Origin of the sequence: Pseudomonas sp. CFBP 13602 (assembly GCF_014842725.1) — a bacterium.
GTDB classification, from domain to species: domain Bacteria; phylum Pseudomonadota; class Gammaproteobacteria; order Pseudomonadales; family Pseudomonadaceae; genus Aquipseudomonas; species Aquipseudomonas baltica.
The window spans coordinates 284,053-309,946 of record NZ_JACYVT010000002.1; the positions used below are offsets into that span (position 1 = coordinate 284,053).

A 25,894-nucleotide genomic window follows, 5' to 3' on the forward strand; every position below is an offset into this window, starting at 1 on the left:
GCCTCCGGAACGTCATGGTTGGCGCCGCCCACAAGCGGCGCCAAAGGGTCACTCGATGATGTTGAAGTCGCTCAGGTATTCATCGGAGATTTCCAGGCCCAGACCCGGGGTGTTGTCGTCGAGCTGAATGTAGCCGTTGACCGGTTGTGGCTCGCCCTTGAACACGTAATAGAAGAGTTCATTGCCCACCTCGACATCGAACACCGGGAAGAACTCGGCCATCGGCGACGCCGTGGTCGACATGGTCAGGTGATAGTTGTGCATTTGCCCGGCGTGCGGGATGACGGGCACCGACCAGGCTTCGGCCATGGCGTTGATCTTGCGGGCAGCGGTGATGCCACCGACACGGTTGGTGTCGTACTGGATCACGTCGATCGCACGGCGTTCGAGCAAGTCCTTGAAACCGTACGAAGTGAATTCGTGCTCACCGCCGGAGATCGGCATGATGCCCATCTTCTTCAGCTCGATGTAGCCTTCGATGTCGTCGGCAATCACCGGCTCTTCGAGCCAGCGCGGTTCGAACTCGGCGAGCTTGGGCAGCATGCGTCGGGCGTATTCCAGGGTCCAGCCCATGTAGCACTCGAGCATGATGTCGACGTCGGGGCCGGCCAGCTCACGCAGGGCGCGCACTTGTTCGATGTTCTTGCGCATGCCGGCCGGGCCGTCTTTCGGGCCATAGCCGAAACGCATTTTCAGCGCAGTGAAGCCCTGGTTCAAATAGCCCTGAACCTCTTCGAGGAACAGGTCGAGGTTGTCATTGGCGTAGAGCTTGGAGGCGTAGGTCCAGATCTTTTCCTTGGTACGGCCACCCAGCAGTTTGAACACCGGTTTGTTGACCGCCTTGCCCATGATGTCCCAGATCGCGATGTCGATTGCCGAGATCGCCGCCATGCCAATGCCCTTGCGGCCCCAGGCGTGGCTCTGGCGGTACATTTTCTGCCAGATGTATTCGTTGTCGAACGGGTCTTCACCTATGGCGATCGGCGCCAGATAGGTGTCGATGATTTCCTTGGCCACACGTGGCGCCAGGGCGCAGTTACCGATGCCGACCAGACCGGTGTCGGTCTCCACTTCCACCACCAGCCAGCCGTGGAAACGGAACGAGCCCATGGCGTCGCCGCGCTCGAACAGAATGTCACTGGCGTTGGTGCAGAAGTGCGCCTGGGGCGGAACGACTTTGCCTTTCCATTCGAAAACGCGGGTACGGATGGCTTTGATTTTCATGGATTCAGGTTCCTTGCGCTGCCGGTTTCTTGTAATTGTCGAGTCGTGTTCAGTAGCTGTTGCCCGCCCATCCGGCAGGCAATTTCGAACGCTTGGCGAATGGCGCCGACATTGGCTTTGCCCTGCCCGGCAATATCGAACGCGGTGCCGTGGGCCGGGGTGGTGATCGGGATCGGCAAGCCGCCCTGCACCGTTACGCCGCGGGAGAAGCCCATCAGTTTGATCGCGATCTGCCCTTGGTCGTGGTACATCGTGACCACTGCGTCAAAGGCACTGGCATCGCCCTGGACCTTGAGGAAGATCGTGTCGCCCGGATACGGGCCTTCCGCGGCAATGCCCATGGCCTGCGCCGAACGCACTGCCGGGCCAATGATGTCCAGCTCTTCGCGACCGAACGAGCCGTTGTCGCCGTTGTGCGGGTTCAGCCCACACACGCCGATGCGCGGTTTTGCCAGGCCGCTGCGCTTGAGCGCGGTGTCGATCAACTGAATCGCTTCGATCACCCTGGTCTGCGAGAGCAGGCCCGGCACGTCGGCCAGGGCAACGTGCGAGGTCACGCGCGAGGTCCACAGGTTGTCGAGCACGTTGAATTCGCAGAACGGCCCATCGAAGCCCAGCAACTCGGCGAACCAATGCAGCTCATCGCTGTGGGCCATGCCGGCCATGTGCAGCGAGGTCTTGTTCAACGGGCCGAACAGCACGGCATTGGTAGTGCCGGCTTCGGTCAAGCGCAACGCCTGTTCAAGGGTGTCGAGGCTGTAGCGACCGCCGATGACACTGGCTTCACTGCGGGCAAATTCGCCCACGGTGTCGCCGCGAAAGTCATACAACAGCGGCGTGTCATCGGCGAACGACAACTGCTCCAGCGACTCCACGCGGCGGTAGGGAAATTCCATTCCGGCGATGCGCATACCGCGCTGCATTTCCGCTTCGTCGGCGATCAGAATCACGTTGGCCTGGCTGCGCACCGAGGGCTCGGCGAGCAGCCGTGCGATCAGTTCCGGGCCGATGCCCGCCGGGTCGCCAAGGACCATGGCGATGGATGTCTTGTTCATGCTTCACTCCTCAAGGGTTCAGGCCGTGTCCGGTCAAGGGTGCCCGGCTCGCAGCGATACACGCGCTGCGCATTGCTGTAGAACAAACGTTCCTGATCGGCCAGGGGCAGATCGGCAACGATGGATTTGAATCCGTTGTAGATGACGTCGAACGAGCCACAGAGGCTGTCCACCGGAAAATTGCTGGCGAACATCACGCGGTGGGTGCCGAACATCGCGATCACCTCGCGCACGATCCAGGCGTTGTCCTTGGCCCGCCACGCCTGGCGCAGCTGGCCGAGCCCTGACACCTTCACCTGCACGTTCGGCCACTGAGCCAGCCGCGCCATGGCCAGTCGCCAGGCGGCGAGGCCTTCGGCGCTGCGATCATTGGGCAAGCCGGCATGGTTGAGAATAAGCGTGGTGCCCGGAAAATCCCGCGCCAGCCATTCCGCCTCATGCAGATTCCACCACGGTGTCTGCAGGTCGAAATGCAAGCCCAGCCCTTGCAGCACGGCATAACTGCGCCGCCAGCGCTCGTCGCTCATCAGGCTGCGCACGCGCCCGACCTGCGCCCTTGTGGTCGGGCCTCCAGGCTTGTGGCGCACGCTGCGCACGCATTTGTAGGAGGCTTGCTCGGCCAGTACGGCGGCGGCCTCGGGATGATCCAGCCAGGCTTGCGCGACGATTGCATTGGGCAAACCGTAGCGGCGGGCGAGTTGTTCGACGAAGCGGGTTTCGCCCACCGGGTCCTGCGGGTCCCATTCCGATTCGATGTACACCGTCTGCACGACCTGGTGAGTACCGGTATCGGCGAGGTAATCGTCGGGCAGGTAGCTGCGTTTGATCGCGCTGTAATCGCCATAGCGGAACGCGACACTGGCATCGGCTGCCAGCCACGGATGGGGATTGATCGAAGGATCCCAGAAATGATGATGGGCATCGATGATCGGACCGTTCCACAGCTCGGCCATGGCGCACCTCATTGGTGATTTATTGTTCTTTTGATTGATCGTTCTTCTGGGTGCAATCCACCGCAAAACACGGCGTTGGTGTGCACTATCGAAGGCTCCCCGATAACCGTCCAATCAAAACTTGGAATAGAGCGATAGCCTGGAGTTATCTCAACGGGGTTTTCGCGTGTCGGCGGATGGGTTGCAGCGAACTGGACTTTCTTATGAAATGGCTCTGGACCGGCATTTACACCCTGCTGTGCGGCTTTGAACCAAGCTAGCTATAACCCCTGGTTATCGGTGTATGTATTGTTTTGACTAGACGCGGAGCTTGCACCTTCCCACACTCACTCCAGGCTTGCGGTTCGACCGCTCAGACAAGTCACTTATAACAACTACAAGAAAACGAGGCTCTTTCCATGCGAAATGCATTCGTCCGTCGCACATCCCTTCTCATGCTCGGCTGCTCCCTGGCCGCTGCCGGCGCTCTTCCAGCGCTCGCCACGGCGGCCTGGCAACCGGACAAGAATGTCGAAATCGTCGTCGCCGGGGGCCCAGGTGGCGGCACCGACCAGTTGGGGCGCCTGATTCAGTCGATCATCTCCACGCACAAGCTGCTCGACGTCAACACCATCGTCCTCAACAAGGGCGGCGGCAATGGCGCCGAAGCGTTTCTCGACCTGAAGATGAACAAGGGCGATCCGGAAAAACTGGTGATCGGCACCAACAACATCTACCTGCTGCCGCTGGTGGCCAAGCTCGGTTACCAATGGCAGGAACTGACCCCTGTGGCGGCCGTCGCCGAGGATGACTTCATCCTGTGGAGCTACAAGGACGCGCCATGGAAAGACGCGAAAGGCTTCTACCAGGCGGCCCAGGCTGACCCTGCGAAAATGCGCATGGGCGGCAGTCAATCCAAGGATGTCGACCAGACATTGACCTTGCTGCTGAACCAGACCAACAACAGCAAGCTGGTCTACATCCCGTTCAAGAGTGGCAGCGAAGCCGCGACCCAACTGGCCGGCAAGCACATCGCCGCCAACGTCAACAACCCCAGCGAAAGCATCAGCCAATGGCGCGGCGACCAGGTCGAGCCGCTCTGCGTGTTCAGTAAAGAACGCATGATCTACACCGACAAAGTGGCCGGCGACAAATCCTGGGCCGACGTACCGACCTGTTACGAACAAGGCCTGGGCATCGATCAATATCGCTTTCCGCGCACCGTGTTCATGCCAGGCGACGTGACCGCCGAACAGCGCGCGTTCTATGTCGAACTGATGCGCAAAGTCACCGAGACGCCGGAGTTCAAGGCCTACGTCAAGCAGAACGCATTGGTACCGACCTTCCTCGAAGGCGAGCCGCTGACCGCCTACATCGAAAAAGACACCGCCCGCGTGACACCGGTGTTCAAGGAAGCCGGCTGGCTGAAAAACTGAGTCGCCTGCGGCCGTCCGCCTACGGACGGCCGTCATCTGCTGGAGGTGTTTCATGTCCCATTCTTCGGATTCACCGGCGCTGGTCGGCACCCGCTGGGTCGAACTTGGCCTGACACTCTTCACCACGCTGATAGGCGTGGTGGTGATGTTCGGCAGCGTCGAACAGGGTATCGGCTGGGGCGACTCCGGCCCCGAGCCGGGCTACTTCCCTTTCTACATTGGCCTACTACTCAGCGCCGCCAGCCTGGGCAACGGCGTGTTGACCCTGGTGCGCTGGAAAGCGCTGAGTGTTGCGTTCGTCAGCCGCAGCGCCTTTGGCCAGGTGTTGTCGGTGTTCATCCCGATTGCCCTGTTCGTCGGCGCGATGCCGCTGGTGGGCATCTACGTGTCATCGGCCTGCTTCATTGCCTGGTTCATGTGGAGTGACAAGGCACGCGCCACGCCCTACAGCAAATGGAAGATCGCAGGCATCTCCCTCGGTGCAGTGCTTGCCAGCTACCTGATCTTTGCGCTGTGGTTCAAGGTCCCGCTGGATGGCGGTCCATTGGGCGAATGGATTGCCCAGACCGTGAGATATTTCAAATGAGCGAATTCGATTCCTTGTTGCAGGGCATGAACCTGATCCTGACCCCGGGCCACATCGGCCTGATGGTGATCGGCGTGCTGCTGGGTATTCTGGTGGGGGTGTTGCCCGGTCTCGGCGCGCCCAACGGCGTGGCGTTGCTGTTGCCGCTGACATTCACCATGTCGCCGGTGTCGGCGATCATTCTGCTGTCGTGCATGTACTGGGGTGCGCTGTTCGGCGGCTCGATCACCTCGATTCTGTTCAACATACCCGGCGAGCCGTCATCGGTGGCGACCACCTTCGACGGCTACCCGATGGCCCGCGAAGGCCGCGCGGCAGAAGCATTGACCGCTGCATTCAGCTCGGCACTGATCGGTGCCCTTGCCGGTGTCCTGCTGCTGACGTTCCTGTCGACACGCATCGCCGAGTTCGCCATGTCCTTCAGTTCGCCGGAGTTCTTTGCGGTGTATCTGCTGGCGTTCTGCACGTTCATCGGCATGAGCAAGAATCCACCCCTGAAAACCGTAGTCGCCATGATGATCGGCTTCGCCATGGCTGCCGTCGGCATGGACACGGTGTCCGGCAACCTGCGCCTGACGTTCGACCAACCGATCCTGATGACCGGGATCAGTTTCGAAGTGGCAGTGATCGGCCTGTTCGGCATCGGCGAGATTCTCTGCACCGTCGAGGAAGGCCTGGTGTTTCGCGGCGAACATGCGCGTATCACACCGATGGTCATCCTGCGCACCTGGGCCAAGTTGCCGCGATACTGGTGGACGATCGTGCGCAGCACCCTGGTGGGTTGCTGGATGGGCATCACCCCGGGCGGGCCGACGGCCGCCTCGTTCATGAGCTACAGCCTGGCGCGGCGTTTCTCGAAAAACCGGGAAAACTTCGGCAAGGGTGAACTCGAAGGCGTGATCGCCCCAGAAACCGCCGACCACGCGGCAGGCACCAGCGCGCTGCTGCCGATGCTGACCCTGGGCATTCCCGGCTCGGCAACCGCGGCAGTGATGCTCGGTGGCCTGATGATCTGGGGCCTGCACCCCGGGCCGACATTGTTCGTCGAGCAGCATGACTTTGTCTGGGGGCTGATTGCGAGCATGTACCTGGGCAACGTGGTGAGTCTGATCGTGGTGCTGGCCACCGTGCCGCTGTTCGCTTCGATCCTGCGCATTCCGTTCTCGATCATCGCGCCGATCATCATCATGGTCTGCGCCATCGGCGCGTACTCGGTGCACAACTCGTTCTTCGACGTGGTGTTGATGCTGGGCTTCGGCGCCCTGGGTTACCTGTTCAAGAAGCTGGGCTACCCGATTGCGCCGCTGGTGCTGGCAGCGGTGTTGGGCGACAAGGCGGAAGATGCGTTCCGGCAGTCGATGCTGTTCTCGGACGGTCACATCGGCATCTTCTGGTCCAACCCGTTGGTGGGCGGCTTGACCACGGCGGCTCTGCTGATGCTGTTCTGGCCGCTGATCTCCAAAGCGCTGCAAACCGTGCTGGGCCTGCGCAAATCCCAATTGCCGAAGGCAAAATCAGTGCTGTGACACGCCATGCTGGCAACGCCTGGCATTTGTTGTCAGGCTTGCCGCAGTTCATTTTCGCGAGCCCGGCCCATGACCCGAATTCCTGATGCCAACGTGATCCACGGCCGCCTGCGCCTGCGCCAACTGCGGTTGATGCTGACGCTGCAGGAATTCGGTTCATTGCGCCGCGCCGCCGATCATATCGGCATGACCCAACCCGCCGCGACCAAGATGCTGCACGAGGCCGAGGATCTGCTCGGTGTCGAACTCTTCGAGCGCCTGCCACGCGGCATGCGCCCTACGCCGTTCGGTGAAACCGTCACTTACTACGCGCGCATGGTCTTCGCTGAATTGAGCGGCATGCGCGAGGAGCTGGTGGCGCTGGAATCCGGCAACCTCGGCCGGGTCGCCGTGGGTGCGATTCCGGCACTGGCCTCGGGCTTGTTGACCCGCACCATCGCCACCTTGAAACAAAGCCACCCTCGCCTGTCGATGAGCATTCAGGTCGACACCAGCGACGTGCTGGTGCAGGCGCTGTTGCAGGATCAACTGGACATCGTGCTGGGGCGGATTCCGGCCGGCGCCAGGGCCGAAGAACTGTTGTTCGACAGCCTGGGTGAGGAAGCCCTGTGCGTGATCGCCGGCGCACAACATCCTTTGTCCAAGGAGAAACAGCTGAGTTGGGCCGAGTTGCAGAACATGACCTGGGTGTTGCAACAACACCCCAGCCCGATGCGCTCGATCATCAATCAGGTGTTTCACAACGCGCGCGTGGACATCCCCAGCAGCATCGTCGAAACCACCTCGATCATGACCTTGCTGTCCTTGGTACAGCAGACCGACATGCTCGGCGTCACCCCGGTGTCGGTGGTCGAGGACTATCCCGGACGACATCTGCTGGCGGTGTTGCCAATCAAGTTCGAAGCACGCCTGCCACCGTTCGGGCTCATCACCCGACGCCATCGCATCCAATCCTCAGCGATGCAGGCGTTCATGAACTCGGTGCGCGCGGAGCACGCGTTGGTCAAATGAGCGGCGAGAAGAATCGAGCACACTGATAAATAGACCGCGCAAATTAAACGTTCGAGAGCTTCGCGTGACGTTCGCAACGCCCTTTTCAACGCACTGAACTTTTAGGTATTTGAGCGATTGCAGAGGGCGCCGCCCGTGTCATACTACGTCCTACAACTAGAACGACAGGATGTCTCAAAGGCCCTGGCGCACGACCAAAGGAAGGCTGTTTTTCATGAATTTTGAAAGCGAACGCGTCCGCCAAATCTCCTCGTCCCCCAGCATGGTCATCTCCATGCGTGCCAAGCAGCTGTCCAGTGAGGGTCGCGACATCGTCGACATGAGCCTGGGCGAACCCGACTTCGACACCCCTGCGCATATCATCGAGGCCGCGCATCAGGCGATGCTCGACGGGCACACTCGCTATACCGCACCGCAGGGCACCCTGCCCTTGCGCAAGGCCATCGTCGCCAAGTTTCAGCGTGATAACGACCTGGCTTATAGCGTCGACGAAATCACCGTCGGCAACGGCGCCAAGCAGGTGATCTACAACACCTTCGTTGCAACCCTGGAACCCGGCGACGAAGTGGTCATACCCGCGCCCTATTGGGTGTCGTACTCCGATATCGTCACCTTGAACGGCGGCGTGGTACGGATCATTCCCTGTGGCATCGATGCAGGCTTCAAGCTCACGCCGCAGGCCCTGCAAAGCGCGTTGAACGACAAGAGTCGCTGGCTGATTCTCAACTCGCCGTCCAACCCCTGCGGGGCGATCTACTCTGAAGCCGAGTTGCAGGCACTGGGCAAGGTGCTGGAGGACTTCCCCAATGTGCTGGTGATGTCCGATGAAATCTACGAGCACGTGCTGCTCGCCGACCAGCCTTTCGTGTCATTTGCCCGCGCCTGCCCGCACCTGCGCGAACGCACCCTGCTGATCAACGGTGTGGCCAAGGCCTACGCCATGACGGGCTGGCGTATCGGCTACGGCGCAGGGCCCAAAGGTCTGATCGCCGCCATCAGCAAGATCCAGTCACAAAGCACTTCCGGCGCGAGCGCCATCAGCCAGGAAGCGTCCCGCGCAGCGCTCGAAGGCCCGCAGGATTTCGTCAGCCGTTGCGCCAGGGAATACGCCCAGCGCGGCAAGCTGCTGGTAGACGGCCTGAGCCAATGCCCGGGCCTGCGCCTGAGCGCGCCGGCCGGTGCGTTCTACGCATTCCCGGAATGCAGCCAGTTGTTCGGCCGCATCACGGCGCAAGGCCAGGTGCTCGAGGACGACGTAGCACTGTCGGCCTACCTGCTCGATCACGCCGGTGTCGCCGTCGTGCCGGGTGCGGCGTTCGGCATGCCAGGGTACTTCCGACTGTCATTTGCCACTTCACGCGAACAGATAACCAAAGCTGTCGTTGCCATTCGCGAAGCGCTTTCGGCCCTGCGCTGACGCTATCGCTTTTCGTTGTGCCAAAGCTGCCATAACAACATCGGAGATCTACATGCTCGATCAAAAGAAACAGCTGCTTGCCCTGGTTGTCGCGGTTTGCCTGGGCGCCAGCGCTGCGCAGGCTGAAGAACTGACCGGTACACTGAAAAAAATCAAGGAAGTGGGCACTGTCACGCTGGGCTACCGCGATGCGTCGCTGCCTTTCTCCTATCTCAACGACGCCCAGCAGCCTATCGGCTACAGCATCGAGCTGTGCAAGAAAATCGTCGACCAGATCAAGGTCAAGGTCGGCGAGCCCAACCTCAAGACCGAATACGTATCGGTCGTTGCGGCCACCCGTACCCCGTTGTTGATCAACGGCACCATCGACATGGAGTGCGGCGTTACCACCAACACCGTCGAGCGCCAGAAGCAGATCGGATTCCTGCTGACCAGCTACATCGCCAGCGCCAAATACGCCGTGAAGAAAACCGCCGGCATCGACAGCGTGGCCGATCTGAAAGGCAAATCGGTGGTAGTGATCACCGGCGGCAGCGGCGAGTGGATCACCAAGAACCTGGACCGCGAAAAACAGCTGGGCTTGAAAATCCTCAACGCCAAGGACGGCGGCGAAGCCTTCCTGATGCTGGAAACCGGCCGCGCCGTGGCCTATATCAACGACGACGTGCAACTGATGGCAACCATCGCGCAAAGCCGCAGCCCGGACGCCTACGCCTTGCTGCCTGAGCCGATGTCGGCCGAACCCTACGCCATCGGCATCCGCAAGAACGACCCTCAATTCAAGACCTTCGCCGACGATGTGCTGCGCAACCTGTACAGCACCGGTGTGATCGATACGCTGTACCCGACCTGGTTCCAGCAGCCGATCCCGCCGAAAAACGCCACGATCAACCTGCCGATGAGCGATGCATTGAAGCAAGCCATCGCCAACCCGAACGACACCGGCGTCTGACCCGCCCCCTTCACGCCAGGCAGTGACGCGGCGCACATGCGCCGCGCCGCTGCGCGCCTGGCTGCATGCAGTGCTTCTCCCTGAACGTTGGTGTTGGCATGGATTACAACTGGAACTGGAGCGTGTTCTGGGATTTTGCTCCCGGAGAATCCGCCTCGTATTTGCATTGGTTGGTCACCGGCACGAGCTGGACCCTGGCGACCACCCTCCTCGCGTTCACCCTGGCGTTTCTGATTGGCGGCACGGTCGGCACCCTGCGTACCAGTACGGTGCGCCCGCTGGTATGGCTGGGCAACCTGTATACCGAGGTGTTTCGCAACATCCCACTGCTGGTGCAGATGTTCATCTGCTTCTTCGTGGTCCCCGAACTGCTACCCCTCTCCTGGGGCGACTACCTCAAGCAAGACCTGCCCTACCCGTCTTTCTTCAGTGCCGTCGTGGCCCTGACCCTGTTCACCTCGGCCAAGCTTTCCGAGCTATTCAAGGCGGGCATCGAGTCGGTTGCCTACGGCCAGCGCGGCGCGGCGCTCGCCCTCGGCTTGCGGCCCACCCAGATGTACCTGAACGTACTGCTGCCGCAGGCGATCCGCGTGGTGTTCCCGCCGCTGACGTCCGAAGCACTCAACACCCTGAAAAACTCTTCGGTAGCGTTGACCATCGGCTTGATGGAGCTGACCGCGCAAGCACGTAACGTCAGCGAATACTCGTTCAATACCTTTGAAGCCTTTACCGCGGCAACGGTGATCTACGTGGCCATTTCACTGCTGATGACGTTCGTCATGGGTCGTATCGAAAGCTCCCTGGCCGTTCGCGGCGCGACGAGGTAAGTCATGTTCGATCTAGACCCCAGTGTCATCGTGCGAGCCATGCCCGCACTGTGGAACGGCCTGAAGTTCACCTTGTTGCTGACGCTTGTGGCGATGTCGGTGGGCATCGTTGTCGGCACCCTGCTGGCACTGATGCGCTTGTCGGGCAACCGCGTGATGCGCGGCTTCGCCCTGGGCTACGTCACGGTCATGCGCAGCATTCCGCTGGTGCTGGTGATCTTCTGGTTCTACTTTCTGATGCCGCTGCTGCTGCAGATGACGTTCCACACCGAACGTCCCGTGCAGATAGGCCCGGTGGTGACTGCCTTCGTGACGTTCTGCATGTTCGAGGCGGCGTACTACAGCGAAATCATCCGCGGCGGCATCCAGAGTATTTCCGGCGGCCAGAAGCAGGCAGCCCAGGCCCTGGGCCTGCGACCGTCGCAAGCGATGCTTTACGTGATCCTGCCGCAGGCGCTGCGGCGCATGCTGCCGTTGCTGCTGACCCAGACCATTATCCTGTTTCAGGACACCTCGCTGGTGTACGTGCTGTCCATCGCGGACTTCACCGGCGCCGCCAGCAAATTCGCCCAGCGCGACGGACGCCTGGTGGAGCTGTACCTGTTCGTGGCTCTGGTGTACCTGGTGATCTGCTACCTGCTGTCGCGGCTCAGTAAACGCCTGAAAAGAAGCACGGAGAGAACCGCATGATCCAGATGAAAAACCTGAGCAAGTGGTACGGCGATTTCCAGGTCCTGAAAGACTGCACGACCCAGCTGTCGCGCGGTGAGGTGATGGTCGTGTGCGGGCCGTCCGGCTCGGGCAAGAGCACCCTGATCAAGTGCGTGAACGGTTTGGAGCCGGTGCAGGAAGGACAGATCTCGATTGACGGCCAACCCGTCACCGGCCGCGGTGTCGACCTGCCGAAACTGCGCGCCCGAGTGGGCATGGTCTTCCAGCATTTCGAGCTGTTCCCGCACCTGACTATCGTGGAGAACCTCAACCTGGCGCAGATCAAGGTGCTCAAGCGCGATGTCACCACCGCCACCAGCAAGAGCACGGCACTTCTGGAGCGCGTGGGCCTCAAGGCCCATGCGCACAAGTACCCCATTCAGCTGTCCGGTGGCCAACAGCAACGGGTCGCCATTGCCCGCGCCCTGGCCATGGACCCCATCGCCATGTTGTTCGATGAACCCACCTCGGCGCTCGACCCGGAAATGGTCAACGAAGTGCTGGATGTGATGGTGGAGCTGGCAGGCGAAGGCATGACCATGATGTGCGTCACCCACGAGATGGGGTTCGCCCGGAAGGTCGCCGACCGCATCGTGTTCATGGACGGCGGCGAAATCATCGAGGACGTGAAATCCGAAGAGTTCTTCAGCGCGCCCCGCTCCGATCGTGCTCGCAGCTTTCTGTCGAAGATCTTGCAGCATTGAGTACCCGACCCGGCGCAGAGACCAGGCTTACATATTGATGGCCCGAACCAGCCGCACGCCCCAGTCCTCGTCGGGGTTGGTTGTCCCATCTCCTAGCCGTTCCTGCATAACCGCTACGCCCAGATCACGGCGCTTTGGCAATCTCTCGCGCTCAGCGGCTTTCAGGGCAGGCTCGATTTCTGCGTTCGAAAGATCCGTGCAATAGACAGGCGCCCCTGGCTGCTGGCGCCAGGAGTCCGCCAGCGGACCGGCGTAAACGGCGTCCAGCCCCGTATCATTGACCAATGACATGGTCACATCGCGATCACGATCGCGATCGGCTGATACCGGAATGGCGATCCGATCGGCTGCTCCGGCAGGCTTTCCTTTTTTGGCCAGCGAGGCCGATCCGATTGCATTCCACGCTTTGGCTATCGGGCGGCCTAGTTGCTCTGTGACCCACAGACTCTCTACCTGGCCGCGCTCAATGGCATCGATCTTCTGGTCGCGGAAAGGATAATAATTCGAGGTGTCGATCACGACCGTCTCTGCCGGGAGGCCAGCGATCAGCGGGGCGATGCCGGCCAGGCGGTTGAGAGGAATGGACAAGATGACCACCTCGACATCGACCAGTGCGTCTTCGGTCGTTACCGCTCGAGCACCCGACGCCAGCAGTTCTGGAGCGATGGAGTCAGGACCTCGAGAATTGGCTACCTTGACGTCATGTCCTGCTTCGCTCAGACGCACAACCAGTGTTTTGCCGATGTTTCCGGTTCCTAGAATGCCAATTTTCACGAGGGTGTCCTTAGATGAAGTAAAGCTTTGTTTGAGTTGCATAACTGGACGCTCACACTGAAGATCTGCATGTGTTTGGGACATGCCATCAGTGGGGAGCCGTAACTTCTCGATTTCGCTTGATGACAGTGTCGTGGTCGAGCGACGTTGTGCTTGCTGCAAACTCGGCCATCAGGCTGTCACGATGATGAGGAGCGAGTTTTTTAACGGCGTGAGCCACTGCCCACTTGAGCTCTGGCAGCGTCAGTTCGGTGCAGTAGGCAGGCGTGCCTGGTTGCTGACGCCATGACAGCGCAAGGCTTCCTGCATCAAATGGCTCGAATCCGGCGTCTTCGATCAGCTGAAATGCCACTGCCTTTCCAGCCTGGGAGTCACCGGATACGGGCATAGCGATCCTATCTATGGTCCCTTTGGGCTTGCCGCCGTCGGCCAATGTTTTAGCCAGTGCAGCGTTGAACGTCTTGATGACAGGTCGCCCCAGTTGCTCGCTCGACCACACACTTTCAGGCGTGCCCGCATCGACTTCCGCAACACGTGTACCGAACTGCGGATAATAGTTCGAGGTGTCGATCACAATGGCCTCTGGGGAAGCGCTGGCAACGATCCCAGCAACCTGCGGGATGCTTGCAAACGGGATCGACAAGATGATCACTTCTACATCTTGTGTGGCTTCATGCGAAGCGACTGCAATGGCACCTATTCGATCGGCAAACTGCTGGATGTCAGTCGGCCCCTTGGATCCTGCCAACTTGACTTTATGGCCTGCGGCGACGAGTTTACGTGCGAGGGTTCCGCCGATGTTGCCTGCGCCGATAATACCTATTTTCATATACTGTCCTCATGGGTTTAGGGTAGATGTTGAGTCAGGTGGCAATGCGCGGATCGGTGCCATACTGGGCCGTTGCGTCCAGATGATCGCGCAGGGTGGCACCTTCATAATCTCGATGAAAAAGACCACGTTCTTGAAGAATCGGGACAACGCCGTCGACAAATGCGTCGATACCGTCGTCGTTGATGTCGGGTGAAATCCAGAAGCCGTCAGCTGCCCCGGCCTCAAACCATTTCTGCATATGGTCTGCCGCTTCAACGGGTGGGCCGACGATAGCCGGGTGATAATCGATCACGCCGTGGGCCAATATGTCTTTCACACTCCAACCCTCGCGGGCAATCTCCAACGCGTGCAGCGCGCGCGGGTCGAATGGCGATGGGTGCGCTGTCGCCAGCTGCATTGGCGACAGCGGTCGGTCAATCAGCGCGAGATCGAAACTCAGGCCTAACATCTGCCCCAGGTAAGCAGCCTGCTGGGCAAAATAGCGCTCGTTGAGCATCGTTCGACGATCCAGCGCCTCGCGACGGGTGTTCGCAATAGTCGTCATCAAACCGGGAATGAATTTGATTTCATCCGGATGCCGACCAGCGTTTACAGCTGCGTTGCGAAAAGCCTGCCTCTGCGCCTGGGCATCTTCCACTGTGAAGCACGCACCGATCACCGCAGTTGCATACCGACCGGCAAACTCAAAGGCATTGCGGCCGCCGCCCGCATGAAAAACGACTGGCTGTCCTTGCTCGGAAGGAGGGATGTAAAGAGGTCCGCGAGAGCCTACGTACTGGCCCTGAAACGCTATAGGTGCGATCTGATCCGCCTTTGCGAATTGCCCGCTGACTTGGTCGTGAACCCACGCGTTTTTGCCCCAACTCCCCCACAAAGACTGCACCAGTTGTACAAACTCGTTGGCACGCGCATAACGATCTGCACTGGACGGGATTCGCTGGCCATAGTTTGCGGCCACGTCATTGCCGCTTGAGGTGACGGCGTTCCAACCCGCGCGACCATGGCTCATGATGTCGAGCGCCTTGAATTGCCGCGCGAGGTTGAATGCTTCATTGAACGTCGTGGATCCAGTGGCTACCAAGCCTATGCGTTCGGTACCACGCGCCACGGCTGCCAGTGTCATCATCACATCAAGGTTGAAATGAGGCGCCTCGTTTTCAATATCAGCCACCGCGCCAGGGCCATCGGGCAGGAAAATGAACTGAAATTTTCCACGCTCTGCCGCTCGCGCCTGACGTACTCGCGCATCGAAGCTCACGTAATTTGTAGGATCGACCCACGGCATGCGCCATGCGCCGGGTTGTGAACCGTAACCGTTACCCAGATGCAGGCCGATGATCATCATACTCATAACCTTCCCGCCTTGTGGCCACCGGTCTTGAGATAGGCAGTGCCGGTGAGCCTGACTGTGTCCACGCGGACACCTTGGTATGGCGAATGCCACGGATAGGGATCTATCATGCCGTCCTAACGCCCCAGTATTAGCCAATGCATAAAAACGGAAAGCCTCTCCGCTTGTCTTGAGCTAATATATGGAGATGCACTCCGGATATCAAGAGCCAAATCACAGCCATGCCTACACAACCCTCGATACGGCCCCCACGGGCCGATGCACTGCGCAACCGAAACCATATTCTGGAAGTCGCAGGCCTCGCCTTTGCCGATGAGGGCGTCGACGTCTCCATGGACAGTATCGCCAAACGTGCAGGGGTCGGCCCCGGGACCTTGTACCGCCATTTTCCGACGCGCGACGCCCTGCTGGCTGCTTTGATGGAGGTGCACTATGCGTATCTCGATCAAGCACGCATGGCCATCCAAGCCGATGAGCCAGATCCTGGAATTGCGCTGGACCGTTGGATCGAAGCCTTGGGAACCTGGATGAATGCATACGAAGGGCTACCAGAACCTTTGCGTGCGGCCTGGTCCCAGCCGAGTTCTGTTCTCCGCCCCACCTGTCAATCACTCGTCGATGCTTCCGCCGTATTTCTTGAAGCTGCGCAGCGCAATGGTGATGCGCGACCTTCGCTGACCGGGCGCGACATCTTTCTTGCGGCGTTAGCCATTGCCTGGGCAGGCGCCAATACTGGCGGGGCCATCGATACGCGTCAGGCCTTGCAGGAGGTCTTGCGCACTGGCTGGGCGCTACCGGTCTCTGCGCAAGATGGGCCTCATGAGAAGTAAAATGGCTCATCCCCTGCTCGCCCATCGCCGTGTTAACCCAGTAGTGCGCAGCACGCCATTTGCCTGTACGCCTTTCCTATTGCTGCCGGGTCTAAGCTGACGCGACAGCTATCCGGGCGTTCTGCGCTGCATTCTTGAAGCTCGCAATCTGATCAAAGCTCAAGTATCTGTAAATGTCAGAGGACATTTTCGCGATCACTTCTGCGTGCTGCATGTACTCATCCAGGCTGGGAAGCTTGCCAAGGATCGCAGCCACGGCGGCAAGCTCTGCAGACGCCAGGTAAACATTGGCCCCGCCTCCCAGACGGTTTGGAAAGTTGCGCGTCGAGGTCGAAACAACGGTCGAGTCTGGCGCGACGCGAGCCTGGTTGCCCATGCACAACGAACACCCGGGAATCTCGGTTCGAGCACCAATACGCTTGAACACATCGTAGAACCCTTCCGTTCTCAGCTGGTGCTCGTCCATTCTGGTGGGTGGACATAACCAAAGTCTGGTCGGAATCGAACCGACCTGCCGATTCAAAAGTGTGCCGACGGCTCGGAAATGGCCAATGTTGGTCATGCACGAACCGACGAAAACCTCATCGACTTTGCTACCACTCACGTGTGAAAGAAGCTGCGCATCATCAGGATCGTTAGGTACACAAACGATCGGCTCGATAATGTCGCTCAGATCGATCTCGAGCACGGCCGCATAGTCGGCGTCGGGATCGGCGGACATCAGCGACGGGGTACTCAACCAGTCCTCCATCGCGGCTGCACGCCGCTCGAGTGAACGGGCATCACCGTAGCCCTCGGATATCATCCAGCGCAGCAGCGTGACATTCGAGTTCAGATATTCAGCGACAGCTTTCTCTGGGAGCTTGATCGTGCAACCTGCTGCAGAGCGTTCGGCCGAGGCATCGGACAGCTCGAATGCCTGCTCGACGGTCAAGTGATCGAGACCTTCAATTTCAAGAATCCGGCCGGAGAAGACATTCTTCTTGCCTTTCTTCTCGACCGTCAGCAACCCTGCTTTGATCGCGTAGTACGGAATGGCATGCACAAGATCCCGTAGGGTGATGCCTGGCTGCAATGTCCCTCTGAACCGAACCAGAACCGATTCAGGCATATCCAGAGGCATCACACCCGTCGCTGCCGCGAAGGCCACCAGACCTGAGCCGGCCGGAAACGAAATGCCCAGCGGGAAACGCGTATGGGAGTCACCGCCGGTGCCGACCGTGTCAGGCAGAAGCATTCGATTGAGCCAGCTGTGGATGATCCCGTCGCCTGGCTGCAGTGATATGCCTCCTCGGTTCCTCATGAAGTCCGGAAGGGTGTGATGAGTCATAACGTCTACAGGTTTGGGATACGCGGCGGTATGGCAGAAGGACTGCATTACCAGGTCTGCGGAAAAGCCCAGGCATGCCAGATCCTTGAGTTCGTCTCGCGTCATGGGCCCTGTCGTGTCTTGCGAGCCCACCGTGGTCATCTTCGGTTCGCAGTACGTTCCTGGCCGAATGCCTGCAACGCCACAGGCCTGGCCCACTATCTTTTGCGCAAGGGTGAAGCCTTTTCCAGAATCCGCTGGCTGCTCTGGCTTATGGAAGAGCATAGAGGCTTCGAGCCCCAGTTCGACCCGAGCTCTTTCTGTCAATCCACGACCGATGATCAGAGGGATTCGACCGCCGGCTCGTAGTTCGTCGAGTAGAACAGGGGTCTTCAGACTAAACCTTGCTACGACTTCGTCCGAGTCGTGCTTACAGACCTTCCCTGCCAGGGGGTACACATCGATGACATCCCCCATGCTCAAAGCCGAGACATCGAACTCAATCGGAAGCGCACCGGCATCTTCCATTGTGTTGTAGAAAATGGGGGCGATCTTGTTTGCGAAGCAGAATCCTCCCGCACGCTTGTTCGGTACGTGAGGTATGTCATTTCCAAAGAACCACAGTACCGAGTTGGTAGCCGACTTGCGCGACGAGCCGGTCCCAATCACATCGCCCACAAAGGCAACGGGATAGCCTTTGGCACGTATGTCTTCGATCTGCTTGAGCGGACCAATTTCACCGGGGCATTCCGGCTCGATACCGTCACGGGTCATTTTGAGCATGGCCCTGGCATGCAGTGGAATGTCCGGACGCGACCAAGCATCTGGCGCTGGAGAAAGATCGTCCGTGTTCGTCTCCCCCGCTACCTTGAAGACGGTCAGCGTGTATTTATCTGCAATAGCCGGTCTGCTGGAAAACCATTCACCCTTGGCCCATGATTGCAGCACTTTCTGGGCATAGTGATTTCCCGCTCTGGCTTGGTCCGCCACATCACGAAACGCATCGAACATGAGCAGGGTGTGCTTGAGCTGCGCCGCTGCTTCTGCAGCCAGAGTGGGGCTATCCAATAATTCGACCAAGGTTGAGACGTTATAGCCGCCCTGCATGGTGCCAAGCAGTTCAACGGCCTGCAGTGGGCTTATCAAAGGAGAGTGCCCGGTGCCGTGTGCAATGGCCGACAGGAAGCCCGCTTTTATATACGCGGCCTCATCGACCCCAGGCGGCACACGGTGTGTGATCAACTCCAAGAGCAGTTGCTCATGCTCAATGGGTGGCGACTTCAAAAGCTCCACCAGCGCCAACGTTTGTTCCGGGTTCAGAGCCAACGGGGGCAAACCAAGCGCCGCTCGTTCACGTACATGATCGAAGTATTTCTCTAGCACGTTGTCATTCCTGATCTGGGGCCGTGGGACATTGACCAGCTGTAGGCAATGCCGTTGGCATCAGCCCTGAAAATCGGACACTCAGTTCACCGCTACCAGGTTTTAGGTACGCGAACAAAGCCGTTCATGAGCACTCGGGCACTGCGACTCGTCACCATGCGATCGATGTGCCCCACCTCATGGTGACGCTCAACGCTCGGGTCCACTTGCAAGGTTTCGCTGGGAAACATCGATTTGCCATCGCCATCTGCGCCGGAAGCGGAGTCGAAGAACTCGAGGACAATCTCTCCTGCTGGAAACGTCACACCCTCCAGCTCGAAATCACCCAACTCCTGCACTTCGGCATCCCTGATGGGAACCTTCGCCAGCACGGTCCTGCCGATATTCTTCTGCCATATGCGAACGGTAGCGATACCGTCGAGGGGAACGCGTGCGAACGGCAGCAGTGCGTTGCTGATTGCAAATGGGCCCACCGCAGCCGATAGATCTGCGCAGCTTCCAGACCAGTCGACGAGGGCGTCATCGATCGACACCTGTCCAAACAGATAATCGACATCATGATCAGGGACTTGGCTGCGGCTGACGATCACCACCTTGCTAGTGCTGGAAGTGGCTCCTCCCATTCCATCGATCTGTTTGCCATAGGGGTCGGGACTTCCGATGATTCGAAGAACCAGGGCATCTCTCTCGACACCGGGTCGTTGGGCCTCTCTGGGTAGATCGTCGAGTGAGAAAAAAACGCCCTTGCTGGCTCCGCCTCGCATGTAGGTAGCGGGGATTCGCAATTGTGCCGGATGACTCATGACGCCACTCCCGTCTTATGCCGGTGCATTTTCAAAGAAGTCTTCTGCAAAGCGCTGCAACACCCCACCGGCCTCATAGATCGAAACCTCCTCGGCCGTATCCAGACGACAGGTGACAGGCACCTCAAGGGAGGTTCAGCCGCATCCACGAGGCCCGACCCAGCATGACGTTCTCAGCCTCCAAACCACCTACACCCACCGCGATGACGCCAAGCGCATCGACATGGGGAGTATGGCTATCGGTACCTACCAAGGTATCGGGAAAAGCCACCCCGTCCTTCACTTGAACCACCGGGGACATTTTCTCCAGATTGATCTGATGCATGATCCCGTTGCCGGGGGGTATGACCTCCACATTTTCGAACGCTTTCTTTGTCCACTCGATGAAGTGAAACCGGTCTTCATTGCGGCGATCTTCAATCGCACGGTTTTTGATGAAAGCGTCGGGGTCGTAGCCCCCGCATTCCACAGCCAGCGAGTGGTCGACTCTGACCCGCAGGATTCATCGACGCCCGCCGACAAAGCGGGTCGTTACGCCCGACTCCGCGCAAAAAGCGCGTCGAGCTTTTGCTCGTACTCGTGGTAGCCGATTGACTCATACAGCTCCATTCGGGTCTGCATGGTTTCCACAGCGCCTCGCTGGGTGCCCGTTCTACGAAGAATTCGATAGACGTTTTCCGCCGCCTTGTTCATCGCTCGAAAGGCCGAGAGCGGGTACAGCACCATTGCCACATTGACCGAAGCCAGCTCGTCAGTTGTATAGAGTGGGGTTGAGCCGAATTCCGTGATGTTGGCCAAGATGGGCGCCCGCGCCCGTTCAGCGAATTGCTCATACATGGCAAGTTCGGTCACTGCTTCGGGAAAGATCATGTCCGCCCCCGCTTCGACGTACGCAGCTGCACGGTCCAGAGCCGACGCTACTCCTTCGATCGCCAGCGCATCGGTGCGGGCCATGATGACGAAATCCTCGTCTGTCCGAGCATCGACAGCAGCCTTGATTCGATCGACCATTTCCCGCTGGCTGACGAGTTCTTTGTTGGGGCGATGGCCGCAACGTTTGGCACCGACCTGATCCTCGATATGGATTGCACCGGCGCCGAACTTGATCATCGACTTTACCGTTCGCGCAATATTGAACGCCGACGAACCAAAGCCGGTATCGACGTCGACCAATAATGGAAGATCACACACATCGGTGATACGGCGAACGTCGGTCAGAACATCATCCAGACTGCTGATTCCGAGATCGGGTATGCCCAAAGATCCAGCTGCTACCCCTCCTCCAGAAAGGTAAATGGCGCGGAAGCCAGCACGTTTCGCCAGTAGCGCGTGGTTCGCATTGATCGCGCCTACAATCTGTAACGGACTTTCCTGCGCTACCGCTTGACGGAAGCGCTGACCGGCAGAGGTTATCGTCATATCGACCTCACTTATTATTATGGGCGACTTCATGCGGCAAACCGAGGCCGCAGCCGAACGCCAAGCGCCAGCCCTCATGAGACCGCAGTTACTTAGGGACACCAGCGATGGTTATTTAAATTTGCATATGACAGGTGAATCAGAAATGGCCCGAAGCTGAGACTCCGGGCCGGATGTCGCAATGTTCCAGGACAGCGCTTGCGATCAAGCGATAGCTTTCTGTGGTACGGCTTTTTCAGCGGCGTCTTTCAGGCTAAGCACCAAGGAAGTAGCATCCATGTCTGCGCCGCCGTTATCCATGTGTTTTTTCAAGATGGCGTGGGCAGCTTCGGCTGTGGCGATCGTGGCACCCACTTCGCGGCCTGCCTCCATGGCAAGGCTGAGATCCTTGGCCAGCAGCCAGGTCTTGAAGCCTGCTTTATAGCCCTTCGATGCGGGGGCAGTTGGAACTACACCCACACCAGGATTCCAGACGCGGAACGTCCAGTTATCGGCAGTGGATCGAATGGCAATTTCGAAAAACTCTTTCAGGTTCAGACCCAGGCGCTCGGCCAATGCAGTGGCTTCGCAGTTGACCGCGACGCAAACCCCCATGATCAGGTTGTTGACGACCTTTGCTGCCTGGCCAGCCTCCGGACCACCGGCATGGGCGATGTAACCACCCATCGGGCCCAGCAGCTCCTTGACGCGGGCCACGTGCGGGTCTTCACAACCAATCATGAAGGTCAGACTGCCATCTATGGCCCCCTCGGTACCACCGGAGACGGGCGCCTCGGCAAAGATTCGACCGGCTTTCCTGGCAGACGCATGTACAGCACGGGCGTTTTCAATGCCAATGGTGGAGCAGTCGATGACCACGGTGCTTGGATCAATGCTGGCAAATACACCGTTCGGACCGGTCAGGACTTCCTTGACCTCGGTACCTGTAGGCAACATGGTGAATACGGCATCGACACCCTTACAGGCTTCAGCCACCGTCGCACAAACTTCGACGCCGTTTTTTACAGCCGCTTCACGGGCAGCAGCGTCAATATCCACACCCCTCACGGTGTAGCCGGCATTCAACATATGTTTGGACATAGGGATGCCCATGAAACCAAGACCGATCCAAGCGATAGTTTTCATTTTTGTTCTCCATTGCTTTACAAGGGTTATGCCAAACAGTCAGGCGCGATTATCGTAGGTTGTCCAAGTACAGGCGTTTACGCTGCACGCTTGGATTAACGCTGATCGATTGCTTTGATATAGGGGTTGATGCTGACTTCACTCCAAACATTGTTTAGAGCAAACGGATCATTTTTCTGAAAATTTGTAGCTTGCTCGAGAGATTCTGCTTCCACCACCAGCATGCTCCCAATCTTCTTTTCGCTGTCGGTGGACGTGTAGGGCCCGGCGACCAGAATCTTGATCGATGCACTTTTAAGGTAAGCACGATGCGCGTCGTAGAACTCATCACGCAAAGTGGGTGTAGATGGATTATCTCTGCAGTAGATGACGTAGAGCATGCTGCACCTATTATTGTTTTTAGACGTTCCAACGAAGCCAGACTTCCGAGGAAGTATCCTGCTCGATGGAATGACGTTACGCCCGCCGGTTGTGCCTTCACAACACAATAAATACACATCCGGCGTGCAAAAAATCACTGACGTCCAAAGGTGCCTACCCGTGCTACTACAGGAAGAGCTGCTGGTTGGCACCGACCTCGTCCGCGATGAACCTGGCGACTTCGCGTATGTGCGCAGCTTTGCGATGGTCCTCATGCACATGCATGTAGAACGAGCGCTTGATGTTGACCTCGTCAGCCAGCACGGGAATCAACTTGGGGAAGGAGTTTGCGATGTAGGCAGGCAGGATGCCCAGGACCGTCCCTCCCAGCACCGTGTGCAACTGAGTCAACAAATTGGTACTGCGCAGGCGCGACACCAGATCAACCTTCAGACCGCTCGAAAAATTGAGCTGAGGTGCGAACAACAGTTCTTCAACGTACCCCACGAACGAGTGCTGCTGCAGATCCTCCTGCGTCCGTATTGGAGCAGCCTTATCGAGGTATTCACGAGTGGCGTAGATCTGCAGGCGATAATCCGTGAGCCTGCGAGAAGCTACACGCATGTGTTCCGCTGTCGCCAGGCTGATGCCGATATCAGCTTCGCGTTTGGAAAGACTGAACACGCGAGCGGCGGCATAGATCTCGACCTCAAGATTGGGGTGTCTCCGTGTCAGTTCGGCCATGCGCGGGGCGAGGAATACGCTGCCGAAACCATCCGGGGCACCGATTCTGACCAGACCGGAGATTTGCCCCAGGTCACTCTCGTCACTTTTGTAGGACAGCAGAATGCTTTCCATACTTTCAACCGCATTCAGCACACGTTCCCCCTCAGGGGTGAGTTCGTAGCCCGAATTGCTTTTGTGAAAAAGCCTGATGTTCAACCCATCCTCGAGCGCAGAAACGTGCCTTGCAACGGTAGTGTGTTCCGTTCCCAGCGTTTCGGCAGCGCCCGACAAGGTTCCGGCTCGGGCAACAGCTAGAAAATACCGAAAATCATCCCAGTTCTCTTTTTTTTGTTTCTTTGCCATCACTCGGCTCCTGGTCTTGGTGCGAACCTCTTGAGGTTCCTGCCATCAACTCCCTGCTGAAAGCCGGAGCAATGTGTGGTTCATGAATACGTCTGTGGTCGCGCGAGTGTACGCAGGTGCAAGCTTGGCTAGGTAGCGGCCGGAGTCTGCGCCATGATCCAGCCGCATTGGAACTGCAAACCGTCCTTCCTCACCAGGCTTGGGTACCTCGAGCAACGCGCACCGATTTTGTGTCTCACGTAGCTGCTCCGTATGCGAGATCACACGGCCCATAACGACGCTGCCGCGTTGCATTGGGCTGTGCGAGGGATAGAGGGTCACATGCCGGCCATCCCGCCTTTTTTGCACATCCGTTGAGCACATTCTGCTCTGTGCCACGCTATAAGGCGCTCATAGACTCGGCCTCATTACCGCTGGCGCTTGAAGACAAAGCATCCGTTGTAAGAAGCATGAACCATCGGTTGAAAGTTAAATTGTTGGAGGGTGAACTCCAATGATCCAACGATGGCGGCCTATCCAATTGGCCGGCAGTCAAGAACAAAAACAAAATGAGCCCACCGGGCCGAGGAACTGCAAATGAGTGATATTGCGCACACCGAAAGCGTCGGCGCGTCCGAAATAGGACGCCAAGACAGAAAAGTTATTTTCGCCTCGTCCCTCGGGACTATATTCGAGTGGTACGATTTCTTCCTGTATGGCGCCATGGCGGTCATTATCGGCAAGCACTTCTTCTCCGGCGTCAACGACACTACTGCCTTTATTTTCGCTCTGATGACGTTCTCTGCCGGCTTCCTGGTAAGGCCCTTCGGCGCACTTGTGTTTGGTCGTTTGGGCGACATGATCGGCAGGAAATATACATTCATGGTGACGATCGTCCTCATGGGTGTATCAACTTTCCTCGTAGGTATCCTTCCCACTTATGCGTCTTGGGGTATAGCTGCTCCGATCCTTCTCGTCGTTCTGCGCATGCTTCAAGGCCTGGCGCTCGGCGGAGAGTATGGCGGAGCCGCGACCTATGTCGCAGAGCATGCGCCAAGAAACAAACGTGGAATGTTTACTGGCTGGATTCAGTCAACAGCGACCTTTGGATTATTGCTTTCACTGCTGGTCATCTTGATCTGTCGCAAACTCACCGGTGACCAATTCGAAGTGTGGGGCTGGCGGATCCCATTCCTCTTGTCTCTGATTATGGTAGGTATCTCCGCCTGGATTCGCATGAGCATGCACGAGTCGCCCTCTTTCAAGAAAATGAAGGAAGAAGGCACCACAAGTAAATCGCCTATCCGGGATTCGTTCGGTTCCTGGGAGAACTTGAAGGTTGTACTGATTGCGCTGTTTGGGATCAATGCCGGTCAGGCAGTGACTTTCTACACCTCGCAATTCTATGTCCTGTTCTTCATGACTCAGTTTTTGAAGATGGACCCCGCACAGGCCAACACACTGCTGATCATCAGCGTTGTCATCGGCGCCCCGTTCTTCGTCATATTCGGATCGCTGTCCGATAAAATTGGCCGCAAGCCCATTCTGATGACGGGATTGCTACTGGCTACCGTTCTGTACTTCCCGTTGTTCAAAGCCCTGAGCCATTATGCAAACCCGCAGATCTCGCAAGCCAGCATGACGGCACCCGTCACGGTGACTGCAGACCCTGCATCGTGCACCTTCCAATTCGACCCGGTTGGCAAAGCCAAGTTTGATAGCCCCTGCGACAAGACAAAGGCTTACCTGGCCAAGATGGGTATTCCTTATGAAACCATTGCCAGCCCGGCTGGCAGCGAGATCGAGATTGCCGTCGGCAGCACGGTGCTCAAGGGTTTCGATGCTGTAGCCATCAAGAACGTGACCGTGGCGGCGGGTTACCCATCCAGCGCTGATCCGGCGCAGGTCAACCAACCCATGGTAGTCGCGATCATCGTCGCTCTGATTCTGATCGCCTGCATGACCTACGGTCCATTGGCAGCCACGATGGTGGAATTGTTTCCGACGCGTATACGTTACACCTCGATGTCCTTGCCTTACCACATCGGTAACGGTTGGTTCGGGGGACTGCTGCCCACCATCTCTTTCGCACTTGTGGTTTACACAGGAGATATCTACTACGGCCTCTGGTACCCCGTCCTCATCACAGGCGTCAGTCTCGTCATTGGCGTCATTGCACTCAGAGAGACCAAAAACGTTGATCTCGATGCCGTAGAAACTTCGAAGTAAGCATTGACTTTAGAACTGTAAACAAGGAGA

At 58.3% G+C, this 25,894-nt stretch carries 22 protein-coding genes and 2 pseudogenes; 11 read left to right on the plus strand and 13 right to left on the minus strand.

Going from position 1 to position 25,894, the window contains the following annotated elements:
• Window positions 1-48 precede the first annotated feature (48 nt).
• Genes IFU31_RS04445 through IFU31_RS04455 form a run of 3 tightly spaced genes read right to left on the minus strand, consistent with a single transcriptional unit; the run spans window position 49 to window position 3,232 of the window.
• Window positions 49-1,224 (minus strand): L-rhamnonate dehydratase, encoded by a 1,176-nt coding sequence (locus IFU31_RS04445; protein WP_192102394.1) that lies wholly within the window; start codon window positions 1,222-1,224, stop codon window positions 49-51.
• Window positions 1,221-2,279 carry a 4-hydroxythreonine-4-phosphate dehydrogenase PdxA gene (locus IFU31_RS04450; RefSeq protein ID WP_185794376.1) on the minus strand — a complete coding sequence of 353 codons (1,059 nt, stop codon included), beginning with the start codon at window positions 2,277-2,279 and terminating at the stop codon, window positions 1,221-1,223. Before IFU31_RS04450 ends, IFU31_RS04445 begins: the two co-directional genes overlap by 4 nt.
• Window positions 2,276-3,232 carry an amidohydrolase family protein gene (locus IFU31_RS04455; protein WP_192102395.1) on the minus strand — a complete coding sequence of 319 codons (957 nt, stop codon included), beginning with the start codon at window positions 3,230-3,232 and terminating at the stop codon, window positions 2,276-2,278. The genes IFU31_RS04450 and IFU31_RS04455 overlap by 4 nt, the downstream gene beginning before the upstream one ends.
• A 398-nt stretch (window positions 3,233-3,630) precedes the next feature.
• On the opposite strand from IFU31_RS04455, the gene IFU31_RS04460 reads away from it, so the two are divergent.
• From IFU31_RS04460 to IFU31_RS04500, 9 genes are all read left to right on the plus strand, one after another.
• Window positions 3,631-4,647, plus strand: coding sequence for a tripartite tricarboxylate transporter substrate binding protein (locus IFU31_RS04460; protein ID WP_192102396.1), 1,017 nt, complete (start codon window positions 3,631-3,633; stop codon window positions 4,645-4,647).
• A 52-nt stretch (window positions 4,648-4,699) separates the two neighbouring features.
• Window positions 4,700-5,233, plus strand: a complete 534-nt coding sequence (locus IFU31_RS04465) for a tripartite tricarboxylate transporter TctB family protein (protein WP_192102397.1) — start codon at window positions 4,700-4,702, stop codon at window positions 5,231-5,233.
• Entirely contained in the window at window positions 5,230-6,759 is a 1,530-nt protein-coding gene (locus IFU31_RS04470) for a tripartite tricarboxylate transporter permease (RefSeq protein WP_122476270.1), read from the plus strand. The genes IFU31_RS04465 and IFU31_RS04470 overlap by 4 nt, the downstream gene beginning before the upstream one ends.
• Before the next feature lie 69 nt (window positions 6,760-6,828).
• Window positions 6,829-7,770, plus strand: a complete 942-nt coding sequence (locus tag IFU31_RS04475; RefSeq protein ID WP_122476272.1) for a LysR family transcriptional regulator — start codon at window positions 6,829-6,831, stop codon at window positions 7,768-7,770.
• A gap of 214 nt (window positions 7,771-7,984) precedes the next feature.
• Window positions 7,985-9,187, plus strand: a complete 1,203-nt coding sequence (locus IFU31_RS04480; RefSeq protein ID WP_192102398.1) for a pyridoxal phosphate-dependent aminotransferase — start codon at window positions 7,985-7,987, stop codon at window positions 9,185-9,187.
• Window positions 9,188-9,239: 52 nt separating this feature from the next.
• Window positions 9,240-10,139: a transporter substrate-binding domain-containing protein gene (locus IFU31_RS04485; protein WP_122476276.1), complete on the plus strand. Its 900-nt coding sequence runs from the start codon at window positions 9,240-9,242 to the stop codon at window positions 10,137-10,139.
• Window positions 10,140-10,237: 98 nt separating this feature from the next.
• The gene (locus tag IFU31_RS04490) at window positions 10,238-10,966 is read left to right on the plus strand and encodes an amino acid ABC transporter permease (RefSeq protein WP_192052989.1); all 729 of its coding nucleotides are present in this window, start codon (window positions 10,238-10,240) and stop codon (window positions 10,964-10,966) included.
• Window positions 10,967-10,969: 3 nt separating this feature from the next.
• Window positions 10,970-11,656, plus strand: a complete 687-nt coding sequence (locus IFU31_RS04495) for an amino acid ABC transporter permease (protein ID WP_122476280.1) — start codon at window positions 10,970-10,972, stop codon at window positions 11,654-11,656.
• Complete coding sequence (locus tag IFU31_RS04500; protein WP_122476282.1) at window positions 11,653-12,381, plus strand: amino acid ABC transporter ATP-binding protein; 729 nt, start codon at window positions 11,653-11,655, stop codon at window positions 12,379-12,381. Before IFU31_RS04495 ends, IFU31_RS04500 begins: the two co-directional genes overlap by 4 nt.
• A 27-nt stretch (window positions 12,382-12,408) precedes the next feature.
• Here the strand turns inward: IFU31_RS04500 and IFU31_RS04505 are convergent, their stop codons facing one another.
• Genes IFU31_RS04505 through IFU31_RS04515 form a run of 3 tightly spaced genes read right to left on the minus strand, consistent with a single transcriptional unit; the run spans window position 12,409 to window position 15,332 of the window.
• On the minus strand, window positions 12,409-13,197 hold the full coding sequence (locus IFU31_RS04505) for an NADPH-dependent F420 reductase (RefSeq protein WP_192102399.1): 789 nt from the start codon (window positions 13,195-13,197) through the stop codon (window positions 12,409-12,411).
• Between the two features lie 46 nt (window positions 13,198-13,243).
• Window positions 13,244-13,984 carry an NADPH-dependent F420 reductase gene (locus IFU31_RS04510; RefSeq protein ID WP_192102400.1) on the minus strand — a complete coding sequence of 247 codons (741 nt, stop codon included), beginning with the start codon at window positions 13,982-13,984 and terminating at the stop codon, window positions 13,244-13,246.
• Window positions 13,985-14,018: 34 nt separating this feature from the next.
• Window positions 14,019-15,332, minus strand: coding sequence for an NtaA/DmoA family FMN-dependent monooxygenase (locus IFU31_RS04515; protein ID WP_192102401.1), 1,314 nt, complete (start codon window positions 15,330-15,332; stop codon window positions 14,019-14,021).
• A gap of 227 nt (window positions 15,333-15,559) precedes the next feature.
• On the opposite strand from IFU31_RS04515, the gene IFU31_RS04520 reads away from it, so the two are divergent.
• Window positions 15,560-16,168 (plus strand): TetR/AcrR family transcriptional regulator, encoded by a 609-nt coding sequence (locus tag IFU31_RS04520; protein ID WP_192102402.1) that lies wholly within the window; start codon window positions 15,560-15,562, stop codon window positions 16,166-16,168.
• A gap of 91 nt (window positions 16,169-16,259) precedes the next feature.
• Here IFU31_RS04520 and acnB read toward each other — a convergent pair whose 3' ends face one another.
• The 7 genes and pseudogenes from acnB to IFU31_RS04555 all read right to left on the minus strand — a co-directional run bounded on the left by acnB (window position 16,260) and on the right by IFU31_RS04555 (window position 23,656).
• The gene (gene acnB, locus IFU31_RS04525) at window positions 16,260-18,860 is read right to left on the minus strand and encodes a bifunctional aconitate hydratase 2/2-methylisocitrate dehydratase (RefSeq protein ID WP_192102403.1); all 2,601 of its coding nucleotides are present in this window, start codon (window positions 18,858-18,860) and stop codon (window positions 16,260-16,262) included.
• A 191-nt stretch (window positions 18,861-19,051) separates the two neighbouring features.
• Window positions 19,052-19,663, minus strand: a pseudogene (locus tag IFU31_RS04530) (PrpF domain-containing protein); the annotation flags it as partial.
• Window positions 19,664-19,799: 136 nt separating this feature from the next.
• A pseudogene (locus tag IFU31_RS04535) lies at window positions 19,800-20,150 on the minus strand (aconitase family protein); the annotation flags it as partial.
• A gap of 44 nt (window positions 20,151-20,194) precedes the next feature.
• Window positions 20,195-21,082 carry a methylisocitrate lyase gene (prpB, locus tag IFU31_RS04540; RefSeq protein WP_192057975.1) on the minus strand — a complete coding sequence of 296 codons (888 nt, stop codon included), beginning with the start codon at window positions 21,080-21,082 and terminating at the stop codon, window positions 20,195-20,197.
• Window positions 21,083-21,286: 204 nt separating this feature from the next.
• A complete protein-coding gene (locus tag IFU31_RS04545; protein WP_192057973.1) occupies window positions 21,287-22,207 on the minus strand; it encodes an NAD(P)-dependent oxidoreductase in 921 nt (306 codons plus the stop codon).
• Window positions 22,208-22,302: 95 nt separating this feature from the next.
• Entirely contained in the window at window positions 22,303-22,587 is a 285-nt protein-coding gene (locus IFU31_RS04550; protein ID WP_192057971.1) for a YciI family protein, read from the minus strand.
• Window positions 22,588-22,753: 166 nt separating this feature from the next.
• The gene (locus tag IFU31_RS04555; RefSeq protein ID WP_192102405.1) at window positions 22,754-23,656 is read right to left on the minus strand and encodes a LysR family transcriptional regulator; all 903 of its coding nucleotides are present in this window, start codon (window positions 23,654-23,656) and stop codon (window positions 22,754-22,756) included.
• A gap of 576 nt (window positions 23,657-24,232) precedes the next feature.
• Between IFU31_RS04555 and IFU31_RS04560 the strand changes: the two genes are divergently transcribed.
• The gene (locus tag IFU31_RS04560; RefSeq protein WP_192057968.1) at window positions 24,233-25,864 is read left to right on the plus strand and encodes an MFS transporter; all 1,632 of its coding nucleotides are present in this window, start codon (window positions 24,233-24,235) and stop codon (window positions 25,862-25,864) included.
• Window positions 25,865-25,894: the final 30 nt, after the last annotated feature.

What these genes read in the sequence shown, in the direction of transcription:
- IFU31_RS04500 (WP_122476282.1), top strand. Translation starts at nt 11,653, where the DNA reads ATGATCCAGATGAAAAACCTGAGCAAGTGGTACGGCGATTTCCAGGTC.
- IFU31_RS04545 (WP_192057973.1), bottom strand. Translation starts at nt 22,207, where the DNA reads ATGAAAACTATCGCTTGGATCGGTCTTGGTTTCATGGGCATCCCTATG.
- IFU31_RS04510 (WP_192102400.1), bottom strand. Translation starts at nt 13,984, where the DNA reads ATGAAAATAGGTATTATCGGCGCAGGCAACATCGGCGGAACCCTCGCA.
- IFU31_RS04465 (WP_192102397.1), top strand. Translation starts at nt 4,700, where the DNA reads ATGTCCCATTCTTCGGATTCACCGGCGCTGGTCGGCACCCGCTGGGTC.
- IFU31_RS04480 (WP_192102398.1), top strand. Translation starts at nt 7,985, where the DNA reads ATGAATTTTGAAAGCGAACGCGTCCGCCAAATCTCCTCGTCCCCCAGC.
- IFU31_RS04495 (WP_122476280.1), top strand. Translation starts at nt 10,970, where the DNA reads ATGTTCGATCTAGACCCCAGTGTCATCGTGCGAGCCATGCCCGCACTG.
- IFU31_RS04455 (WP_192102395.1), bottom strand. Translation starts at nt 3,232, where the DNA reads ATGGCCGAGCTGTGGAACGGTCCGATCATCGATGCCCATCATCATTTC.
- prpB (WP_192057975.1), bottom strand. Translation starts at nt 21,082, where the DNA reads ATGACGATAACCTCTGCCGGTCAGCGCTTCCGTCAAGCGGTAGCGCAG.
- IFU31_RS04450 (WP_185794376.1), bottom strand. Translation starts at nt 2,279, where the DNA reads ATGAACAAGACATCCATCGCCATGGTCCTTGGCGACCCGGCGGGCATC.
- IFU31_RS04505 (WP_192102399.1), bottom strand. Translation starts at nt 13,197, where the DNA reads ATGCAACTCAAACAAAGCTTTACTTCATCTAAGGACACCCTCGTGAAA.
- IFU31_RS04485 (WP_122476276.1), top strand. Translation starts at nt 9,240, where the DNA reads ATGCTCGATCAAAAGAAACAGCTGCTTGCCCTGGTTGTCGCGGTTTGC.
- IFU31_RS04475 (WP_122476272.1), top strand. Translation starts at nt 6,829, where the DNA reads ATGACCCGAATTCCTGATGCCAACGTGATCCACGGCCGCCTGCGCCTG.
- IFU31_RS04520 (WP_192102402.1), top strand. Translation starts at nt 15,560, where the DNA reads ATGCCTACACAACCCTCGATACGGCCCCCACGGGCCGATGCACTGCGC.
- IFU31_RS04460 (WP_192102396.1), top strand. Translation starts at nt 3,631, where the DNA reads ATGCGAAATGCATTCGTCCGTCGCACATCCCTTCTCATGCTCGGCTGC.
- IFU31_RS04560 (WP_192057968.1), top strand. Translation starts at nt 24,233, where the DNA reads ATGAGTGATATTGCGCACACCGAAAGCGTCGGCGCGTCCGAAATAGGA.
- IFU31_RS04515 (WP_192102401.1), bottom strand. Translation starts at nt 15,332, where the DNA reads ATGATGATCATCGGCCTGCATCTGGGTAACGGTTACGGTTCACAACCC.
- IFU31_RS04445 (WP_192102394.1), bottom strand. Translation starts at nt 1,224, where the DNA reads ATGAAAATCAAAGCCATCCGTACCCGCGTTTTCGAATGGAAAGGCAAA.
- IFU31_RS04470 (WP_122476270.1), top strand. Translation starts at nt 5,230, where the DNA reads ATGAGCGAATTCGATTCCTTGTTGCAGGGCATGAACCTGATCCTGACC.
- IFU31_RS04550 (WP_192057971.1), bottom strand. Translation starts at nt 22,587, where the DNA reads ATGCTCTACGTCATCTACTGCAGAGATAATCCATCTACACCCACTTTG.
- IFU31_RS04555 (WP_192102405.1), bottom strand. Translation starts at nt 23,656, where the DNA reads ATGGCAAAGAAACAAAAAAAAGAGAACTGGGATGATTTTCGGTATTTT.
- IFU31_RS04490 (WP_192052989.1), top strand. Translation starts at nt 10,238, where the DNA reads ATGGATTACAACTGGAACTGGAGCGTGTTCTGGGATTTTGCTCCCGGA.